The sequence below is a fragment of the Polynucleobacter sp. AP-Latsch-80-C2 genome (assembly GCF_018882185.1).
Classification (GTDB): domain Bacteria; phylum Pseudomonadota; class Gammaproteobacteria; order Burkholderiales; family Burkholderiaceae; genus Polynucleobacter.
Genome location: NZ_JACVOY010000003.1, coordinates 91,311 through 109,821, shown reverse-complemented (window position 1 = coordinate 109,821; position 18,511 = coordinate 91,311). Strand labels below are relative to the sequence as shown.

The following is an 18,511-nucleotide window of genomic DNA, read 5'->3' as shown; positions in this document are numbered from 1 at the left end:
TCTCTATTGCTATTTTTATTTCACACTAGCCAAGGCTTCATTTAAGCTGGCTTCATCGAATACTGGAATACCAGTTACTTGATCATTGATACGTTTAGTAAGGCCAGCTAAGACCTTGCCTGGTCCGCATTCAACAACCTGCGTAACACCCTGCTGCGCCATTGCCTGAATGGTCTCCTGCCAACGAACAGGCTTTGCTGCTTGACGCACTAAAGCGTCTTTAATGGCGACAGGGTCATTCAAAATTTCAACATCGACATTGTTAATGACGGCAATTGTTGGTGCTTTAAATTCAATGTTGGCTAAATAGCCTTTGAGCTGTTCAGATGCAGGCTGTAATAAAGAAGAGTGAAATGGCGCTGAAACTGGCAAAGGTAAAGCACGTTTAGCGCCAGCCGCTTTGAGTAACTCACAAGCTTTCGTAACAGCATCACTTGCACCAGCAATGACTACCTGGCCAGGTGCATTAAAGTTCACCGCTTCAACAACACCGCCAGATGCAGCACTTGCCTCAGCACAAACCTTGATCACAGTAGCATCATCCAAACCTAGAATTGCAGCCATACCGCCTGTGCCTACTGGGACTGCACTTTGCATGGCCTGCGCACGAAAACGCACTAATGGCACTGCATCCTTAAAAGAAATAACACCGGCAGCAACCAATGCGGAATATTCACCAAGGCTATGGCCAGCCATCACTTTAGGAACAGCGCCACCGGCAGCTAACCAGGCGCGATAGAACGCAACGCCAGCAGTCAGCATCACCGGCTGTGTATTGGTAGTTAATGACAATGCCTCGGCAGGGCCTTCAGCAATTAATTTAGTGACATCCTCGCCCAAGGCATCAGAAGCTTCTTCCAAGGTTGCACGAACTTCGGGACGCTGCGCTACAGAGTTCAACATGCCAACCGATTGGGAGCCTTGACCAGGAAATACAAATGCAAATGTCATGTGATGATTTTTCGAAAGTTAAAGAATTAGTACTTGAGTGCTACTGCACCCCAAGCAAATCCGCCGCCAACACCTTCCAATAAGAGGTATTGACCACGCTGAATTTGACCTGATCGCACACCAGAATCCAAAGCAAGCGGAATCGATGCAGCCGAAGTATTGCCGTGCTCATGCACAGTCACAATGACTTTATCCATGGACATGCCCATCTTCTTGGCAGTGCCTTCCATGATGCGAATGTTGGCCTGATGCGGCACCAACCAGTCAATTTGTTCTGGCTTGAGGTTTGCTTTTTCTAGCGCCTCGTGCGCCACTTGTTCCAATACCTTAACGGCCAATTTAAAGACCGCCTGACCATCCATGGTCATGAAAGGTGAGCCGTGAACCTCACCATTACCTGCGCGACCTGGGACGCACAAAATATCACGTTGACTGCCATCCGCATGCAATGCAGTCGACAAAATACCAGCCTCTGAAGAAGCCTCGAGCACTACCGCGCCTGCACCATCACCAAACAATACGCATGTGCCACGATCTTGAAAATCCAAAATGCGAGAGAAAGTCTCAGCACCAATCACCAATACTTTTTTATAAGTTCCGCAACGGATAAATGCGTCTGCAGTGGCCAAGGCATAAGTAAAGCCCGCGCATACCGCCTGAATATCAAAGGCTGCACAAGCAGTATGAGCGCCTAATTTATCCTGCACAACACAAGCTGTACTAGGAAACCCGCCCAAGTGATCCGGGGTCGAGGTTGCCAAAATAATGAGGTCTAAATCTGCCGAAGTTATGCCAGCACTAGTGAGCGCCGCTTGAGCAGCCTTGACGGCAAGGTCACTAGTAAGTTCATTTTCAGCAGCAAAGTGTCGTGCAGAAATTCCGCTACGGGTGGTGATCCACTCGTCACTAGTCTCTAAGCCATTTTTAGCCAAGCGCTCTACTAAATCTTGATTACTTAAGCGTAGTTCTGGAAGATAACTTCCTGTACCAGCCACTCTTGCAAAAATACTCATTCTTTTGTCTCCGCCACAAAGGCACCAGCAATACGCTCAACCATCCGATTCTTGGCCGCCTCGTATGCGCGATCTAAGGCAAAGCCAAATGCAAAACGATCTGCAGAGCCATGGCTCTTAATGACACATCCACGTAGACCCAACAATACCGCACCGTTGTAACGACGATGGTCAACACGCTTACGTACCCTCAATAAAGGCACCATCGCGCAGACTGCCATTAATTTAGTTAGCCATGAGCGGTTAAATTCTTCGCGAATCATGCCGCTCATCATTTTTGCCAGACCTTCGCTCGCTTTCAAAACGACGTTGCCAACAAATCCATCGCACACTACGATATCGGTAGTGCCTTTGAAAATATCGTTACCCTCTACGTTGCCATAAAAGTTTAAATTGGTTTGACGCAATAGCTCGCTAGTCTGCTTAACGACCTCATTACCTTTAATCACTTCTTCGCCAATATTCAAAAGGCCGATTGAAGGATTTTTTTTGCCATCCACAACCTGAACCATCACATTAGCCATTTGTGCAAACTGCACTAAATGCATAGGCTCGCAGTCAGCATTCGCGCCCAGATCAAGCATGGTTGTACCGCCGCCCAATTCATTGGGGATGGCAGTAGCGATCGCTGGACGATCAACGCCTTCGAGGGTTTTGAGGATGTAGCGTGAAATAGCCATAAGCGCACCAGTATTACCAGAAGAGATCACCGCATCAGCTGCACCCTCTTTTACTTGCTCAATGGCAATACGCATGGAAGAATCTTTTTTCCGACGTAAGGCAATTTCAATGGGATCATCCATTAAAACCACTTCACTAGCGGGAATAATTTGAATGCGCTCAGTTAGCGCTCTAGGAAACTTACTTAAGGTTTTTTGGATGAGATTGGAATCACCCACCAATGCAATTTTGACATCAGCATGTTTTTCCAAAAAATCGCAGGCGGCTGGAACCGTCACAACGACTCCATGATCTCCGCCCATGGCATCAATAGCTAGAGTAACGCTCATAAACTCATTGATTGCTGCAAGTGATTTATCCAAGAAAAAAGCGGCTTTAAATGGAGCCGCTTCGATCTGTTTCGACTAAAAAATTAGTCGTTTTTAGTTTTAACCACTTTACGACCACGATAGTAGCCGTTAGGTGAAATGTGGTGGCGCAAATGAGCCTCACCAGTTGTGGCTTCAACAGCCGTAGCAGGTGCGGTCAGAAAGTCGTGCGCACGGTGCATGCCACGTTTGGAAGGTGATTTTTTGTTTTGTTGAACGGCCATATTGAACTCCTAAGCAAGGCAATATTCTAGCATGGAAAAGCGTCTAAATGCTTGATTTGTCTGTAGAGGGCTCCTAAAACAACAGACCCTAAAATATCGGTCTTTTTAATTTTTCTTCATATTTTTCAATATGTTAAAGGGATTTTCCGGCTTTTCAGAGACGTCCTCACCCCCTTCCGCCCCAAAGGTAGAGGCATGAGGTTCACAAAAACCATCAGGGTGCTTAGGAATGAGGGGGAGGGATAGCAAAATCTCATCCTCAATGGTCTCCAGGAGGTTGAAATGCTGGTCAGCCACCAAGGGCTCCTGCTCTTCATCCTCCATGGGGTAGTCATCCGCCTCGGATTCAGAGGCCAAAAGAACAAAACGGCGGGTCTCAGCCAAATCTACTGCGCAATCTTGCAGGCAGCGCTGACAAACCAGGTGAAGACGCCCTTTTAAGCCCATATCCAGAATTTGGCGGGGCTCGGAGCCTGGGGAATCCTCAAAATGAGTCCTGATTTCCCAATCAAATCCATCACCCGACTGAACTACGGAAGCTTCCTCAGCGAGTCTAGGCAAATCTGAGATGCTTAAAAAACCAGCACCTTGATAGGTCTGGGGAGCGCATAAATCCACCCTTTTTAAAGCACTAGGGTCTGCCGATAACTGAACTTGAGGTAAAACTTGATTACGATTCATGGCATCAGTCTAAATCAAGCCCACTTTGAAAGTACATGCAGCAATGAGTATTTCGACAAATCCCCCGCTCATCTTGGCATCGACCTCGGTCTATCGCCGTGAACTTTTAGAGCGACTGCGCATTCCATTTGAAGTCATTTCTCCCAGGGTGGATGAAACTCCGTTAACCGGGGAAAGTACCCTCGACTTAGCATTGCGACTTGCCTATGCAAAAGCAAAGGCCGTTGCCGATCAACATCCAGAGGCTTGGGTCATTGGTTCAGATCAAGTGGCAGATCTTTGTGGCGCCGCTATTGGTAAGCCTGGTAATTTCGAAAGAGCATTGGCGCAATTACAGCTGATGCGTGGAGCAACGGTTACCTTTCAGACGGCACTTTGCCTGATGAAGGGTGATGTACAAACTACTTTGAATGTGCCCACCGAAGTAACTTTTCGCAAACTATCGGATGAAGCACTAGAAGCATATTTGCTCGCTGAGGAACCTTATGATTGCGCCGGCAGCGCCAAGTCAGAAGGCTTAGGCATCAGCCTGTTGGAGTCCATCAAAAGCGAGGATCCTACCGCCCTGATTGGCTTGCCGCTCATCGCATTAACTGGTTTGTTGCACGACGCAGGTTTTGTCATTCCATCTAAAAGCGGCAAGTAATTTATGAGCAAACTTGGCACTCTTTTTTTAGTTCCCAACACTTTGGGTGATGATGCGCGTACTGCACAGTTGCCATGGGTACTGCCGAACGAAACGATCTCTCAAGCTGCCAAACTCAAACACTGGATTGTTGAGGATGCAAAAACAGCGCGCGCCCTTCTTAAGGCAATCGATAGTGTCTCCCCGTTAATTTGCACTATCCAAGAAATGCAAATGGGCGAATGGCGTGGTGCCGCTCGTAACGCTAAGTATGGCGATGCCATAAAACCAGCCGATCTTCTTAAACCATTGCTAGCAGGCAATGACATGGGGTTGATGTCTGAAGCAGGCGTGCCAGGGGTTGCTGATCCTGGCGCAGAACTGGTATTGGCTGCCCACAAATTAGGAGCCAAGGTAAAACCTTTGATTGGACCGAGCTCCATTCTGTTGGGCTTGATGGCAAGCGGACTCAATGGTCAACGCTTTGCCTTTCAAGGGTATTTGCCGCATGACATGCATGAGCGTAGTGCCAAACTCAAGCAACTTGAAGTGGAGTCTAGAAAGCTTCAGCAGACTCAAATTTGGATTGAGACACCCTATCGCAATACTGCGATGCTCATGGCTTGCATCAACACTTTAGCGCCACAGTCATTGCTTTGTCTCGGAGTGGATTTAAGTTTACCCTCTGAAATGATCGCCACACTCTCAATTGCAGACTGGCGTAAGCGCTACCCGAATGAAGCTGCATGCGTCCCATTACAAAATAGGCCAACAGTATTTCTACTGCTGGCCTAAATAGGTTTTTTAAGTCTTCTTATTAATTGGTATTGTTTTACTTCAAATCGGGAGTCTTAATTAAAGCCTTTCCCGCAGCAGCGCCAGCTTCAGCACCAAAGCGCTTAGCAACACGCTCCGCAAAGTTTTCTTTCATGGTGTAGTCCAAGATATCCGGCGCTTTAAAGACATCACGCGCTACAGAGTCTACGGTGCCGTAGCCATCCACTAGGCCGATCTTAATGGCCTGTTCACCATTCCAAACACGTCCCGAAAATAAGTCTGGTGTTTCTTTTAAGCGAGATCCGCGACCCTCTTTCACCACGGCAATAAATTGCTGATGGATTTCATCGATCATGGTTTTAATCATTTCCACTTGCTGTGGATTTTCTTTACTAAACGGATCCATCATGCCCTTATTGGATCCCGCTGTAATCATGCGACGGGTTACACCCAATTTGTCCATGAGGCCTGTAAATCCAAAGCCTTCCATAATGACGCCAATGGAACCTACCAAGCTTGCTTTATCTACCAAGATTTGATCTGCAGCAACAGCAACGTAATAACCACCCGAAGCGCAAATATCCTCAACCACGACATAAAAAGGCTTCTTCGGATAGAGCTTGCGTAAGCGATGAATCTCATCATTGATCATGCCAGCTTGTACAGGTGATCCGCCAGGGCTATTGATGCGCAAAACTACACCAGCACTATGTTCATTTTCAAAAGCCGACACGAGTGAAGAATTAATATCCATCGCGTTAGCCATTGAGCTGGAAGAAATTTCCCCATCCAAAGTCACCATCGCAGTATGCTTTTCCACTCCCATGCCGCGCCCTGGAAGATGAAAATCGAATACGGCAATGACTACGGCCACAATGACTAATAGCGTCAGTACGCGCAACACTGCTTTCCAACGCCGCGCTTTACGAGTTTCTTTTAGATTCTCGAGCAATAAATGCTCAAGTGCCTGACGTTCCCAATTAGGGTTTGGATTGTTTTCCATTTTTCAAATTCCTTAGTAATTCTTTTTTAAATTCAAAGTCTTTAAAACGCTTGCTTTAAGCGGGTGTAGTGAGATTTTCTTTTAGCCAATGCGATAGCTGAGTAACGTTATCCACATGAGCCAAAGAAGGTGACTCCTTCAATGTCTCGGGAGGATGGGCCCCATAAGTCACTGCTACAGCATCCACACCAGCATTGGCAGCCATATCTAAGTCATGAGTTGTGTCACCAATCATCAAGATTCGGCGTGTAGGCACCTGAGTGACATCAGATAATTCCAGTAGCATGCCAGGATGGGGTTTAGAAAAAGACTCATCAGCAGTGCGCGTTTCATGGAATAAGTGCCCTATTTGGTGATGCTTCAAAGAGCGATCTAAACCAACGCGGGATTTACCAGTAGCGACGCCTAATAAGTATTTATCTGCGCGCAAACTTTCCAGCAATTCACGAATGCCAACAAACAAATCTAGTTCATGATCTTTGACTAAGTAGTGAAAGCGAAAACGATCTGTAAGCTTTTGAAAGTGCGCCGGATCAACCCAGGGAACTGCCCTGCGTAAGGAATCATGAATACCAAGACCAATTACCGAACTGGCTAAAGCATCGTCGGGCACTTTAAAACCTAAGTCACGACACGACTGCTGAATACAGTGAACAATCGTAGGAGTGGAATCCATAATGGTTCCATCCCAGTCCCACACAATCAGGTCATAGCGGCGGTTAGAGTGATTAGCTGAGTTCATCTACAGTGTTATTCGTCTTCTTTAATTATTTTAGGCGCTTGATCAAACGTGTTCATCATCGCCGCAAACTCTGCAGGCAATGGCGATTCAATGCGCATCTTTTCACCTGTACGAGGATGTGTAAAACCTGCCAAGTGGGCATGTAAATACAGACGCTTGGATTTAATTTGCTTGTCTATATCCTCAAATCCATACTTGTCATCACCCAATATAGCGTGGCCCAACTTTAGCAAATGCACGCGGATTTGATGGGTGCGCCCTGTTTTTAACTGTGCCTCCGCCAAGGTGATGGCTGCATCCTCACGCTGAAAGGTTTTGGTCACTCGCAAAGCGGTATGACTTGGCAGGCCATCGGGATCAACGCGTACACGGCGCTCACCATTCGCCAACAAATACTTATGAAGAGGATATTTGAGTTGCATGACTTGGGCGCCCTGAGCGATGGCGCCATGTGCCAGCAAGTAATAGCGCTTATCAGTCTGGCCTTCGCGAATCTGCCGATGCAATTCCACCAGAGCACTACGTTTTTTAGCCAACAGCAATACACCGGAAGTATCGCGGTCTAGGCGGTGCACTAATTCTAAGAATTTGAGTTCAGGGCGCGTAATCCGCAGGGTTTCGATAACCCCTAGCGCAATCCCAGAGCCGCCATGGACTGCCAGACCAGCAGGTTTATCCACAATTAATAAGGCCTCATCCTCAAAGAGAATTGGCATTTTGTCTGAATAGCCTTGCGCCCGAGATTTGGTTTGAGCGGTATTGACTGCCGCCATTTGAGCAGGCTCAGCGATCCTTACGGGTGGGACCCGTACTAAATCTCCCTCAATCAATCGGGTAGTGGGCTCAGCCCGCTTCTTATTCACTCGCACCTCTCCCGAGCGAATAATCCGATAAACGTGACTTTTGGGCACGCCTTTGGCCCAGCGCAGTAAATAGTTATCTAAGCGCTGCCCCGCCTCTTCTGGACCAATGGTCTGCAAATGGACTGTGGGGGCTGCTTTTGGCTTGGATACTGGGTCAGATTTCATCATTTATCTCTCTCGCCACCTCGGCGAGGGACTCAACAATACCCCATTGTCATTCAACTTGTGCCGTATAATCAACGCTCTAGCCAATTTATTGGCCCGAGACCAGCCTGAAGTCAGGTTTGAATCGTGGAGCTTGGAGTCGCCCTTTAAAAGACTCCCGGGGTTGCCCCTCCCCCGTTGTAATGAGGCGCAGGGTTGGTGTGCCGTATGCCGCGACCCGCGATTAGAAGACAGTTTTCAGGCGCGCGCCTGCATTGATGACCTAAAGGAGGTCTCTGCGGCGATCGTCAAGTGTGGCACTGATTTAACTGACCGTTATTTTGGTGAACTAGGCAAAAGAGGCCTAGATTGGCATGATCCACACTCATAAACCGCCTTGGGCTTAGTCCCAAGTGGTATCTAACCTGTCCCCTAACGCAGCGCGCAGCGACGCCCTCCCCCATAGGAGAGTGTTATGAAACGCATGTTGTTTAATGCAACTCAACAAGAAGAGTTGCGAGTTGCCATCGTAGATGGTCAAAAACTCATTGATATCGATATCGAAGCTGCCGGCCGTGAACAACGCAAAGGCAATATCTACAAAGGTGTCATTACCCGCATTGAGCCCTCGCTTGAGGCTTGCTTTGTTAATTACGGCGAAGAGCGTCATGGCTTCCTGCCTTTCAAAGAAGTAGCGCGTACCTATTTCAAAGAAGGCGTAGACGTTCGCAATGCTTCCATTAAAGAAGCTTTGCGTGAAGGCCAAGAAATTATTGTTCAGGTTGAAAAAGAAGAGCGTGGCCAAAAAGGTGCCGCACTCACCTCCTTTATCTCTCTGGCAGGACGTTATTTGGTATTAATGCCAAATAATCCACGCGGAGGCGGTGTTTCTCGTCGCATTGAAGGCGAAGATCGCCAAGAGCTCCGTGAAGCCATGTCCCAATTAGAAGTGCCCGATGGCATGAGCATCATTGCACGTACCGCTGGTATTGGCCGCGATGCTACTGAATTGCAGTGGGACTTAAGCTATTTAATGCAGTTATGGAAGGCGATTGATGAAGCCGCTAAAGGCAATTCAGCGCCATTACTGATCTACCTAGAATCTAGCCTCGTCATTCGCGCAATCCGCGATTACTTCCAGCCAGATATTGGTGAGATCCTCATCGATACCGATGACATTTACGAACAAGCTGCTGCCTTTATGTCAGTGGTGATGCCGGATAACTTGCCAAGAGTAAAGCGCTATCAAGATGATGTGCCTTTGTTCTCCCGTTTCCAAATTGAGCACCAGATTGAAACTGCTTATTCACGCACAGTGCCCTTGCCATCAGGCGGCGCTATCGTGATTGACCATACTGAAGCCTTGGTTTCAGTAGACGTGAACTCTGCACGCGCAACCCGCGGCTCTGATATTGAAGAGACTGCAACTCGTACGAACTTAGAAGCTGCGGATGAAATCGCTCGTCAAGCGCGTTTACGTGACTTGGGTGGCTTGATCGTGATCGACTTTATCGACATGGAATCGAGCAAAGCTCAAAAGGATGTAGAGAATCGTTTGCGCGATGCTTTGCGTCATGATCGTGCTCGCGTACAAATGGGCAAGATCTCGAAGTTTGGCTTAATGGAAATGTCACGCCAACGTTTGCGCCCTGCGCTTTCTGAAGGCAGTCATGTCACTTGCCCACGTTGTAACGGCACAGGCCATATTCGCGATACCGAATCTTCTGCATTGCAAGTGCTTCGTATTATTCAAGAAGAGGCAATGAAAGAGAATACGGCCGCTATTCATACTCAAGTACCGGTTGAAGTAGCCGCATTCCTCTTGAACGAAAAACGTGCTGAAGTAATTAAGATTGAGTCACGCTTCAAAGTGAACGTCTTAATGGTTCCAAACAAGCACTTAGAAACACCACATTACAAACTAGAGCGTTTGCGTCATGACGATCCACGTCTTGATGACCAAAAAGCAAGTTATGTGATGGCTGAAGAAGCAGCTCGTGAACTTGAGACCGACACAACAGTAAGCAAAAAAGATGCTGATGTGAAAGTGCGTCCTGAGGCAGCTGTCAAAGGCATTACACCAACTCAGCCTGCGCCTATTAGCCAACCACGCCCTGCTCGTACTGAAAAAGTGGCTGTAGAAAGCACTGGTGGTTTATTTGGCTTTATTAAGCGCCTCTTCTCCGCTGCGCCTGCAGTAGAAGAGAAACCAGCACCAAGTAATGCTCGTGGTCGCAATCAAGGTCGGACTGGTGATCGCAACAACCGTAACCGCGGTCGTCGCGGCGACAGAGGTGATCGTGCTGAACGTCCAGCAGCGAATGCAGCTGAAGGTGCGCCTACTGAAGGTGGTAATAACAACCGCAATCGCAATAACCGTAACGGCAATCACAATAATCTAAATGGTCCTAAGCCAGAACGCCAAGAAGGCGCTCGCAATCAAGCTACTCCAGCTGCTGTAACGCCGGCAACGGAAGCCGCTCCTGGTAGCGAAGCTGCTGTAGGAGCTGATGGTGAAGAGCGTCGTGGTCGTAGTCGCAATCGTCGTGGTCGTGGTCGCGGTCAACATGGCGAGCGTACCGAGGCAACTGGTGATGCACCTGCAGTTGTAGCGACAAGCACTCCCACTTTCTCAGGACCTCCTGTTGGAATGGCTGGCGCTTCCGCAACAATGCCAATGCAAAATCTTGCTAATAGTTTTGGTAATGCTAAGCCTGCGGCTGAAAAGCAAGAGCGAGCACCACGTGCACCGCGCGCTCCACGCCCTGCTCAATCAGCAACACCAGCTCCAGTAAAAGCTGTTGCTGCAGCGATTGAAGTCATTGCAAAACCGATGCCAGAACTTCCTAAGGTAGCCTTCCAGGCGCTTAAAGAAACACCATTGCATAGCGTGGTGCAATCTGCAGGAATGATTTGGGTAGCAACGGACTCGAGCAAGCATGCAGAAGTTCAAGGCCAGATTCAGGCAGAGCCATTAAAAGAAAACTTGGGCAGAGCCCCAAAACCGGCAGCTAGCCTGCCAGATGGTCCAATGGTTTTAGTTGAAACCGGCGGCCAAGAAAAAACGGTCTAAAGCTTTTTCTCCAGACTGCCATTTATCCCACAAGGATATTTGGCGGTTTGGCAGAAACCCCGTTTCACAGCCATAATTAAGAATATGGTTGAAAAAGTAATCCCCATTCGTATCGATGAAGGCAGAGGCCTTACACCGTCTATTCCTGGACAGTTGATGGCACCTCATGGAAATACCCAAGATTCTCGTGGTCGCAAACTACGCGACCTTCGTATCTCGGTGACTGATCGCTGCAACTTTCGCTGCACTTATTGCATGCCCAAAGAAGTATTTGATAAAAATTATCCGTATCTATCGCATCAAGAACTCCTGAGCTTTGAAGAAATTACTCGCTTAAGTTCAATCTTTGCGAGCATGGGTGTAGAAAAAATCCGGCTGACTGGTGGCGAACCCCTACTTCGTAAAAACTTAGAAGTGCTGATTGGCATGCTGGCGCAACTTCGCACACCAGATGACAAACCTTTAGATCTCACCCTCACTACGAATGGCAGCATCTTGCGCAAGAAAGCTGCTGCTCTCAAAGCTGCTGGTTTACAAAGACTTACTGTGAGTCTGGATGGCCTGGATGATGCAATATTTAAGAAAATGAATGATGTGGATTTTCCGGTTGCCGATGTATTGGATGGCATCTTGGCAGCACATGAAGTTGGCTTTGAAAATATCAAGGTCAATATGGTTGTCAAAAAAGGAACGAATGATCATGAGATTGTTTCCATGGCGAAACATTTCAAGGGTACTGGTGTCATTCTGCGATTTATTGAGTTCATGGATGTAGGTAGCTCGAATGGCTGGAATATGGCTGAAGTTCTCCCTTCTAAAGAAGTCATTGCACGCATCAATGAGGTCTTCCCACTAGAACCTGTAGAGGCAAATTACTCCGGTGAAGTTGCTCAGCGCTGGCGCTATCTTGATGGATCAGGAGAAGTCGGTGTGATCTCCAGCGTGACCCAAACCTTCTGCCACGAATGTACTCGTGCTCGTATCTCTACTGATGGGCAAATGTACCAATGCTTATTTGCTAATCAAGGTTATGACTTTAAAACCATGTTGCGCTCCGGACGCAGTGATTTAGAAATCGCCAATGCCGTTATGAACACTTGGGCAGGGCGAGATGATCACTATTCTGAAATTCGGGGGTCCAATACCGCCAACCTATCGACTGGAAATCGCAAGGTCGAAATGTCTTATATCGGCGGCTAATGATTGCAACAGGCGACATTACTGGACTAATTCTTGCTGGTGGAAGAGCGCAACGCATGGGTGGTATTGATAAGGGACTGATTCCCTTCCTGGAAAAACCACTGATTGCCTCAGCTATTGGGCGCTTACAAAATCAAGTTGGGCCTATCCTGATTAATGCCAATCGGAACATCACTCAATACGCTACTTACGGCTACCCCGTTATCTTGGATGAAACTCCAGATTTTTCTGGGCCGCTAGCCGGTTTTTCCGCCGGACTCAAAGCCTGTAAAACGCCTTATATGCTGACATCCCCTTGCGACTCACCCCTACTTCCACTAGACCTTGCATCGCAACTTGCGAATGAAATGGAACGTGGAAATTTTCAACTTGTCTATGCTTCAAGCCAAGAGGCTGATGGCAAGGTTTGGGCGCAACCTGTTTTCTGCTTAATACGCACCGATTTATTAGGGTCGCTTGAGCGCTTTTTGCAAAAGGGTGATCTGAAAATCGATCGCTGGTTCAAAGAGCTACGTTCGGGTACAGTGATCTTTAATGATGCTAATGCCTTTGCAAACGTCAATACCCCTGAAGAGTTGCAGAACTTAGAGAAAATATCGAGATGAAACAGTCTCCTAATAACCCCATTCTTCTGAGCTCATCTTTGCATGTCGATGAAGCCCGCAAAGCCATTGCAAAAATGGTAGATGAGCTTATTGCAGAATCAAAAGCCCTCAATGATCCTGCTGATATTGAAACCGTTTCCCTCGATCAAGCGATCAACCGAATTTTGGCAGAGGATATCTTATCTCCAATTGACGTTCCATCCGCGGATAATTCTGCGATGGATGGCTTTGCTTTTAATAGCAAATGTCTTGAGACAAATGCTCCTGAAATTACCCTGACGGTTGTTGGCACTGCGTTTGCTGGCAAGCCTTATGAAGGCAGTGTTGGCGAGGGGCAATGCCTGAAAATCATGACTGGTGCACTGATGCCAGCCGACTGCGATACGGTGATACCGCAAGAGTTCACAGAGTCTGGCGATAACATCCTGATTCGCTTTAAACAAAATCAAGTGAAGTCTGGAGAAAATCGTCGCCTGCGTGGTGAAGACTTACAAAAGGGTAAGCCTGCGATTGCTGCTGGACGTCTTTTGCGCCCCTCCGATTTAGGCTTAGCAGCTTCCCTTGGTATTGCAACACTCAAGGTCAACCGCAAACTGAAGGTGGCAATTCTATCTTCAGGAGATGAGCTTCGTTCATTGGGCCAAGCCCTTGAAAATGGCAGCATCTACGATAGCAACCGCTATAGCCTCACGGGACTTTTGAATCGCCTCAACTTAGAGATTATTGATTGCGGCATTGTGCGAGATGACCCTGCCTCACTGAAAGCGGCTTTTTGCGAAGCTGCCAAGCACGCTGACGTACTCATCTCTTCTGGAGGGGTATCGGTAGGCGAGGCGGATTTCACTAAGCAAATCATGCAAGAGTTGGGGGATGTAGGATTTTGGAAAATTGCCATGAGGCCAGGTCGCCCCATGGCATTTGGCATGCTAAGACCCGTCCCTGGAAAATCTCCAGCACGCAAAACACTATTCTTTGGACTACCCGGCAATCCTGTAGCAGTGATGGTGACTTTCTATCAGTTTGTACGGGCAGCCTTATTGCAGCTCAACGGCGCCAAGCAAACCGAGCCCGTTCTGACCCAAGCGATTTCCGAGTTTCCGATTCGGAAAAAGCCTGGTCGCACGGAGTTCCAACGTGCCATCTTGGGGCGCAGTCCAGACGGTAAGCCCGCTGTGAAACTGACGGGTAGCCAAGGTGCAGGCATTTTGCGCTCGATGAGTGAGGCAAATTGCTTTGTTATTCTTCAACATGATCAAGGAAATATTGCTGCTGGTGAATGGGTAGATATAGCGCTTTTTGATGGACTGCTTTAAGATTGCGTCATCATGAAACTTAGCAAAAAAGAACTCGTCTTCCTCGATCCCATGCATACAGCCAAAACCTTAGTGTTGGTTTACCTATGCTTCTCAGTCCCAATCGTTTTATTGGCCCTCTTTGTGGCCTTCATCCGTGATGGTGCAATCCCCGGTTTTACGGTGCTCTCAGCGCTTATTCTGAATGCCTTACTTGGTTTTGGTCTACTGTGGATTGCTTGTAAAGTGTATAACTGGGTAGCCGGTAAATTTGGTGGCATTGAACTGGCGCTGCGTGAACTCCCGGAAGAAATTGAAGCCGAATAAGCTGCTTCTAAAAAACATAAAGCCGAACTCAGTAGTTGCTCAGTTCGGCTTTTTTGTTTTCTGAATTCTGATGTTTTATTTTTAATCTAATATATTAGGCTTTAAACAATTCAGAATTAATTAAGCTCGGTGGTTTCTTACCTGACAATGCAGCACGCAAGTTTTCGACCGCCAGATCCACCATCGCCCTGCGCGTCTTTTCTGTTGCGCTTGCAATATGAGGAGCTAAGACCACATTGCTCAATTTCAGCAGCTCTGAATGAACACCTGGCTCACCCTCAAATACATCGAGACCTGCAGCAAAGATTTTGTTTGCTTTAAGCGCATGCGCTAAAGCGGCATCGTCCACAATACCCCCGCGGGCAATGTTTACCAGGGTTGCCGTCGGTTTCATTAAGGCGATTTCTTTAGCGCCGATGGTGTGATGATTCTCTGCCGTATAAGGCAATACCAACACAACATGGTCCGCAGTTTTTAGCAACTCTTCTTTTGATACATACTTTGCTCCGCAAGCTTTTTCATCCGCTTCAGATAAACGGCTGCGATTGTGATAAATCACATTCATACCAAAACCCAAGGCACGCTTAGCAATACCCTGACCAATACGGCCCATACCAATAATGCCGATCGTAGTGTGATGCAGATCCATACCAAGCGGGTTGTGCACAATCGACCACTTATCCCAGTGACCATTTCTCACCCAATGCTCTGATTCTGTAATACGGCGTGCAGTGGCCATCAATAACGCAAAACCAAAATCTGCCGTGGTATCAGTTAATACATCCGGTGTATTGGTTGCCATGACTCCAGCCGCAGTCATTGCTGGCACATCAAAATTGTTGTAGCCCACAGAAATATTGGCAACGACCTTCAAATCTTTTGCATTCGCTAAGGCATTGGCGTCAATACGTTCGCTACCAGCAACCAATGCCCCCACTACGCTTGCGAGCTCTTTTTGTAGTTCTGCTGAGCTAAAGATCCGATCTTCCTGATTCGAGCGAACCTCGAAAGACTCCTCTAATTTAGCCAAAGCCTCAGGGAATATGGCTCTTGCGACAAGAATTTTAGGTTTTGACTGTGTATTCATAGGGGAGACTTTACCTCAACTAAATTGAGCTATTTGCCTGAAAAATAGGCCATTTAAGCTAAAATTGGGTTTTTATCACTTACCGCCCCATTTCTGGGGCTCTTGAAATAGAACACCATGACTTACGTTGTTACCGAATCTTGTATCCGCTGCAAATACACCGACTGCGTTGACGTTTGCCCAGTAGATTGCTTTCGCGAAGGCCCGAACTTCTTAGTAATCGATCCTGATGAATGTATTGACTGTGCTGTCTGCGTACCAGAGTGCCCAGTAAATGCAATCTACGCTGAGGATGATGTGCCAGGTGACCAACAAGCATTTATCAAATTGAATGCTGAACTTTCTCCTAGCTGGACATCGATCACCAAATCTAAAGCCGCTCTTCCAGATGCTGAAGAATGGAAAGATGTGAAGAGCAAGCTTGATCAGTTGGTGAAGTAAACCTTACTTCACACTTTCGAGAATTTGTGTTGCACACGCCCATCCAAACCGACGCTGTCATTATTGGCGCCGGACCGGTGGGCCTCTTTCAGGTCTTTGAACTAGGTCTACTTGAAATCAAAGCGCACGTGATTGACTCGCTGCCGGAAGTTGGCGGTCAATGTATCGAGCTGTATCCTGATAAACCCATTTATGACATCCCCGCAATACCCGTATGCACCGGGCGGGAGCTGACTAATAATTTACTCAAGCAAATTGAACCGTTTGGCGCTCAGTTTCATTTGGATCAAGAGGTCACGGAACTCAAGCAACAAGCGGATGGGCGCTTTTTAATCAGCACCTCGAAAGATGAACACTTTCTGACTAAGACTGTATTCATTGCCGCCGGAGTAGGCGCCTTTCAGCCACGCATCCTCAATCTTGAGGGCCTATCAGCCTTTGATAACCAACAAGTTTTTTATCGCGTCAAACATCCAGAACAGTTCTCCAATAAAAAATTGGTGATTTGCGGAGGTGGCGATGCAGCCCTAGATTGGGCGCTGCACTTTGCCGATAAAGCTACTAGCGTCACCCTCATTCATCGTCGTGATGAATTTAAGGCCGCACCCCTGGCCATTAAAAAAATGCGTGCGCTTTGCGTGGCCCAAAAAATGCAATTGCTGATTGGTCAAATTACCGCTTATGAAACTATTGATAAACGCCTGGCTGAAATTACAGTCACCGATATTGATGGCAATACACAATTACTTCCTTTGGATGATCTATTGGTCTTCTTTGGTCTTTCACCAAAGCTAGGCCCCATTGCTGACTGGGGTCTGGAGATCGACCGCAAACAAATTGCTGTAGATACTCAAAATTTTGAGACTAGCATCCCCGGAATTTATGCAGTAGGCGATATCAATGTCTATCCCGGTAAGAAAAAACTCATTCTGTCGGGCTTTCATGAGGCTGCATTAGCCGCCTTTGCCGCCGCCGCATACCTCAACCCCGAAAAGCAGATTCAGCTTCAATACACCACCACCTCCCCTAAGCTGCATAAGGTTCTTGGGGTAAAGCCAAACACACCCGAGTAAGTTATCCTATAGCTATTCATTTTTAGCGAATTTTTGTATGCGCCAATATCACGATCTCATGAAAGAAGTCCTAGCCAAGGGCGTTCAAAAGTCCGACAGGACCGGCACAGGAACTATCTCGGTATTTGGGCACCAGATGCGCTTTAATTTGGCAGACGGCTTTCCGATGGTGACTACAAAAAAACTGCACCTCAAGTCCATCATTTATGAATTACTGTGGTTCCTCAAAGGAAGCACTAATAACAATTGGCTTAAAGAGCGCGGAGTTTCCATCTGGAATGAATGGGCTGCACCGGATGGTGAGTTAGGCCCAATTTATGGCTATCAATGGCGTTCATGGCCAGCGCCCAATGGTCAGCACATTGATCAAATTGCTGAAGTCATTGAAACCATCAAGAAAAATCCGGATTCCCGTCGAATTATTGTTTCGGCTTGGAACGTAGCAGATATTCCACGCATGGCTTTAGCCCCGTGTCATGCTTTCTTTCAGTTCTACGTTGCTGATGGCAAGCTTTCCTGCCAACTCTACCAACGTAGCGCAGATATTTTCTTAGGCGTACCTTTTAACATTGCCAGCTATGCACTACTCACCCATATGGTGGCGCAGCAATGTAACCTAGAGGTCGGAGATTTCATCTGGACAGGCGGTGACTGCCATCTATATAGCAATCACCTTGAGCAAGTAGACCTGCAGCTCTCCAGAGATTTTTTTCCATTACCAAAACTGAATATTCTGCGCAAACCAGACTCCATCTTTGACTATGAATTCGAAGACTTTGAAATTACTGGTTACGAATGTCATCCCCACATTAAAGCTCCAGTAGCTATTTAAGAGAGCATCCGATGACTCAACCCGCCATTTCTATGATTGTTGCGCGCTCGCGCAATCACGTCATTGGCCGTGACAACCAAATGCCCTGGAAGATTTCTGCTGACCTGCAATTCTTCAAACGCGTCACTATGGGATTCCCGGTCATCATGGGCCGTAAAACCTGGGAGTCGATTGGTCGCCCACTTCCTGGTCGTCGCAATATTGTTGTGAGTCGCAACGCGGACTTGACCCTCACTGGCGCAGAAGTTGCCGGATCCCTGGATGAAGCACTGAATCGACTCAGCGACACTCCTCGCGTCTTTGTCATTGGCGGAGAACAACTCTTTACACAAGCCTTCGATAAAGCCGATCGTTTATTTATTACAGAAATCGATCTAGATATTGAAGGTGGCGATACCTTCTTTGAGGTTCCAAACCCAAGTCAATGGCAAGAGATAGAGCGAACCTCGGGTTCAGAGGGTGACATCAGCTTTAACTTCATTACGCTAGAGCGTCAATAAATAAGGGCT

Annotated in this window: 20 protein-coding genes; 11 read left to right on the top strand and 9 right to left on the bottom strand. The window is 47.4% G+C overall.

Annotation, left to right across the window (positions count from 1 at the left end):
• Nucleotides 1-15 precede the first annotated feature (15 nt).
• The 5 genes from fabD to ICN47_RS04865 form a co-directional block, all read right to left on the bottom strand.
• Nucleotides 16-951, bottom strand: a complete 936-nt coding sequence (gene fabD / locus ICN47_RS04885; protein ID WP_216218776.1) for an ACP S-malonyltransferase — start codon at nucleotides 949-951, stop codon at nucleotides 16-18.
• 26 nt (nucleotides 952-977) lie between these two features.
• Entirely contained in the window at nucleotides 978-1,964 is a 987-nt protein-coding gene (locus ICN47_RS04880) for a beta-ketoacyl-ACP synthase III (RefSeq protein ID WP_216218775.1), read from the bottom strand.
• Complete coding sequence (plsX, locus tag ICN47_RS04875; RefSeq protein WP_216218774.1) at nucleotides 1,961-2,974, bottom strand: phosphate acyltransferase PlsX; 1,014 nt, start codon at nucleotides 2,972-2,974, stop codon at nucleotides 1,961-1,963. The genes ICN47_RS04880 and plsX overlap by 4 nt, the downstream gene beginning before the upstream one ends.
• Before the next feature lie 83 nt (nucleotides 2,975-3,057).
• Entirely contained in the window at nucleotides 3,058-3,237 is a 180-nt protein-coding gene (rpmF, locus tag ICN47_RS04870) for a 50S ribosomal protein L32 (RefSeq protein ID WP_011902241.1), read from the bottom strand.
• Between the two features lie 105 nt (nucleotides 3,238-3,342).
• Nucleotides 3,343-3,918 carry a DUF177 domain-containing protein gene (locus ICN47_RS04865; protein WP_216218773.1) on the bottom strand — a complete coding sequence of 192 codons (576 nt, stop codon included), beginning with the start codon at nucleotides 3,916-3,918 and terminating at the stop codon, nucleotides 3,343-3,345.
• Between the two features lie 43 nt (nucleotides 3,919-3,961).
• On the opposite strand from ICN47_RS04865, the gene ICN47_RS04860 reads away from it, so the two are divergent.
• Nucleotides 3,962-4,564: a Maf family nucleotide pyrophosphatase gene (locus ICN47_RS04860; protein WP_216218772.1), complete on the top strand. Its 603-nt coding sequence runs from the start codon at nucleotides 3,962-3,964 to the stop codon at nucleotides 4,562-4,564.
• A 3-nt stretch (nucleotides 4,565-4,567) separates the two neighbouring features.
• Nucleotides 4,568-5,338, top strand: a complete 771-nt coding sequence (locus tag ICN47_RS04855) for an SAM-dependent methyltransferase (RefSeq protein WP_216218771.1) — start codon at nucleotides 4,568-4,570, stop codon at nucleotides 5,336-5,338.
• Nucleotides 5,339-5,375: 37 nt separating this feature from the next.
• On the opposite strand, the gene sppA is transcribed toward ICN47_RS04855, so the two are convergent.
• From sppA to ICN47_RS04840, 3 genes are read right to left on the bottom strand one after another with little or no spacing between them, the layout of a single operon-like run.
• Nucleotides 5,376-6,323, bottom strand: a complete 948-nt coding sequence (sppA, locus tag ICN47_RS04850; RefSeq protein WP_216218770.1) for a signal peptide peptidase SppA — start codon at nucleotides 6,321-6,323, stop codon at nucleotides 5,376-5,378.
• 55 nt (nucleotides 6,324-6,378) lie between these two features.
• Nucleotides 6,379-7,065 (bottom strand): HAD-IA family hydrolase, encoded by a 687-nt coding sequence (locus ICN47_RS04845; protein ID WP_216218769.1) that lies wholly within the window; start codon nucleotides 7,063-7,065, stop codon nucleotides 6,379-6,381.
• Nucleotides 7,066-7,073: 8 nt separating this feature from the next.
• Nucleotides 7,074-8,093, bottom strand: coding sequence for an RluA family pseudouridine synthase (locus tag ICN47_RS04840; protein WP_216218884.1), 1,020 nt, complete (start codon nucleotides 8,091-8,093; stop codon nucleotides 7,074-7,076).
• Nucleotides 8,094-8,547: 454 nt separating this feature from the next.
• Between ICN47_RS04840 and ICN47_RS04835 the strand changes: the two genes are divergently transcribed.
• From ICN47_RS04835 to ICN47_RS04815, 5 genes are all read left to right on the top strand, one after another.
• Complete coding sequence (locus tag ICN47_RS04835) at nucleotides 8,548-11,145, top strand: Rne/Rng family ribonuclease (protein ID WP_216218768.1); 2,598 nt, start codon at nucleotides 8,548-8,550, stop codon at nucleotides 11,143-11,145.
• 84 nt (nucleotides 11,146-11,229) lie between these two features.
• Nucleotides 11,230-12,345: a GTP 3',8-cyclase MoaA gene (moaA, locus tag ICN47_RS04830; protein WP_216218767.1), complete on the top strand. Its 1,116-nt coding sequence runs from the start codon at nucleotides 11,230-11,232 to the stop codon at nucleotides 12,343-12,345.
• Nucleotides 12,345-12,950: a molybdenum cofactor guanylyltransferase MobA gene (gene mobA, locus ICN47_RS04825; RefSeq protein ID WP_216218766.1), complete on the top strand. Its 606-nt coding sequence runs from the start codon at nucleotides 12,345-12,347 to the stop codon at nucleotides 12,948-12,950. Before moaA ends, mobA begins: the two co-directional genes overlap by 1 nt.
• A gap of 74 nt (nucleotides 12,951-13,024) precedes the next feature.
• Nucleotides 13,025-14,263, top strand: a complete 1,239-nt coding sequence (gene glp / locus ICN47_RS04820; RefSeq protein ID WP_370626267.1) for a gephyrin-like molybdotransferase Glp — start codon at nucleotides 13,025-13,027, stop codon at nucleotides 14,261-14,263.
• A gap of 12 nt (nucleotides 14,264-14,275) precedes the next feature.
• Nucleotides 14,276-14,569, top strand: a complete 294-nt coding sequence (locus ICN47_RS04815; protein ID WP_216175275.1) for a hypothetical protein — start codon at nucleotides 14,276-14,278, stop codon at nucleotides 14,567-14,569.
• 94 nt (nucleotides 14,570-14,663) lie between these two features.
• On the opposite strand, the gene ICN47_RS04810 is transcribed toward ICN47_RS04815, so the two are convergent.
• Nucleotides 14,664-15,656 (bottom strand): D-glycerate dehydrogenase, encoded by a 993-nt coding sequence (locus ICN47_RS04810; RefSeq protein ID WP_216218764.1) that lies wholly within the window; start codon nucleotides 15,654-15,656, stop codon nucleotides 14,664-14,666.
• A gap of 117 nt (nucleotides 15,657-15,773) precedes the next feature.
• Here ICN47_RS04810 and fdxA point away from each other — a divergent pair, with 117 nt between their 5' ends.
• From fdxA to ICN47_RS04790, 4 genes are read left to right on the top strand one after another with little or no spacing between them, the layout of a single operon-like run.
• The gene (gene fdxA, locus ICN47_RS04805; protein ID WP_216218763.1) at nucleotides 15,774-16,097 is read left to right on the top strand and encodes a ferredoxin FdxA; all 324 of its coding nucleotides are present in this window, start codon (nucleotides 15,774-15,776) and stop codon (nucleotides 16,095-16,097) included.
• Nucleotides 16,098-16,123: 26 nt separating this feature from the next.
• Nucleotides 16,124-17,170, top strand: a complete 1,047-nt coding sequence (locus ICN47_RS04800; protein ID WP_216218762.1) for an FAD-dependent oxidoreductase — start codon at nucleotides 16,124-16,126, stop codon at nucleotides 17,168-17,170.
• Nucleotides 17,171-17,207: 37 nt separating this feature from the next.
• Nucleotides 17,208-18,002 carry a thymidylate synthase gene (locus tag ICN47_RS04795; RefSeq protein WP_216218761.1) on the top strand — a complete coding sequence of 265 codons (795 nt, stop codon included), beginning with the start codon at nucleotides 17,208-17,210 and terminating at the stop codon, nucleotides 18,000-18,002.
• A gap of 11 nt (nucleotides 18,003-18,013) precedes the next feature.
• On the top strand, nucleotides 18,014-18,502 hold the full coding sequence (locus ICN47_RS04790; protein WP_216218760.1) for a dihydrofolate reductase: 489 nt from the start codon (nucleotides 18,014-18,016) through the stop codon (nucleotides 18,500-18,502).
• Nucleotides 18,503-18,511 lie beyond the last annotated feature (9 nt).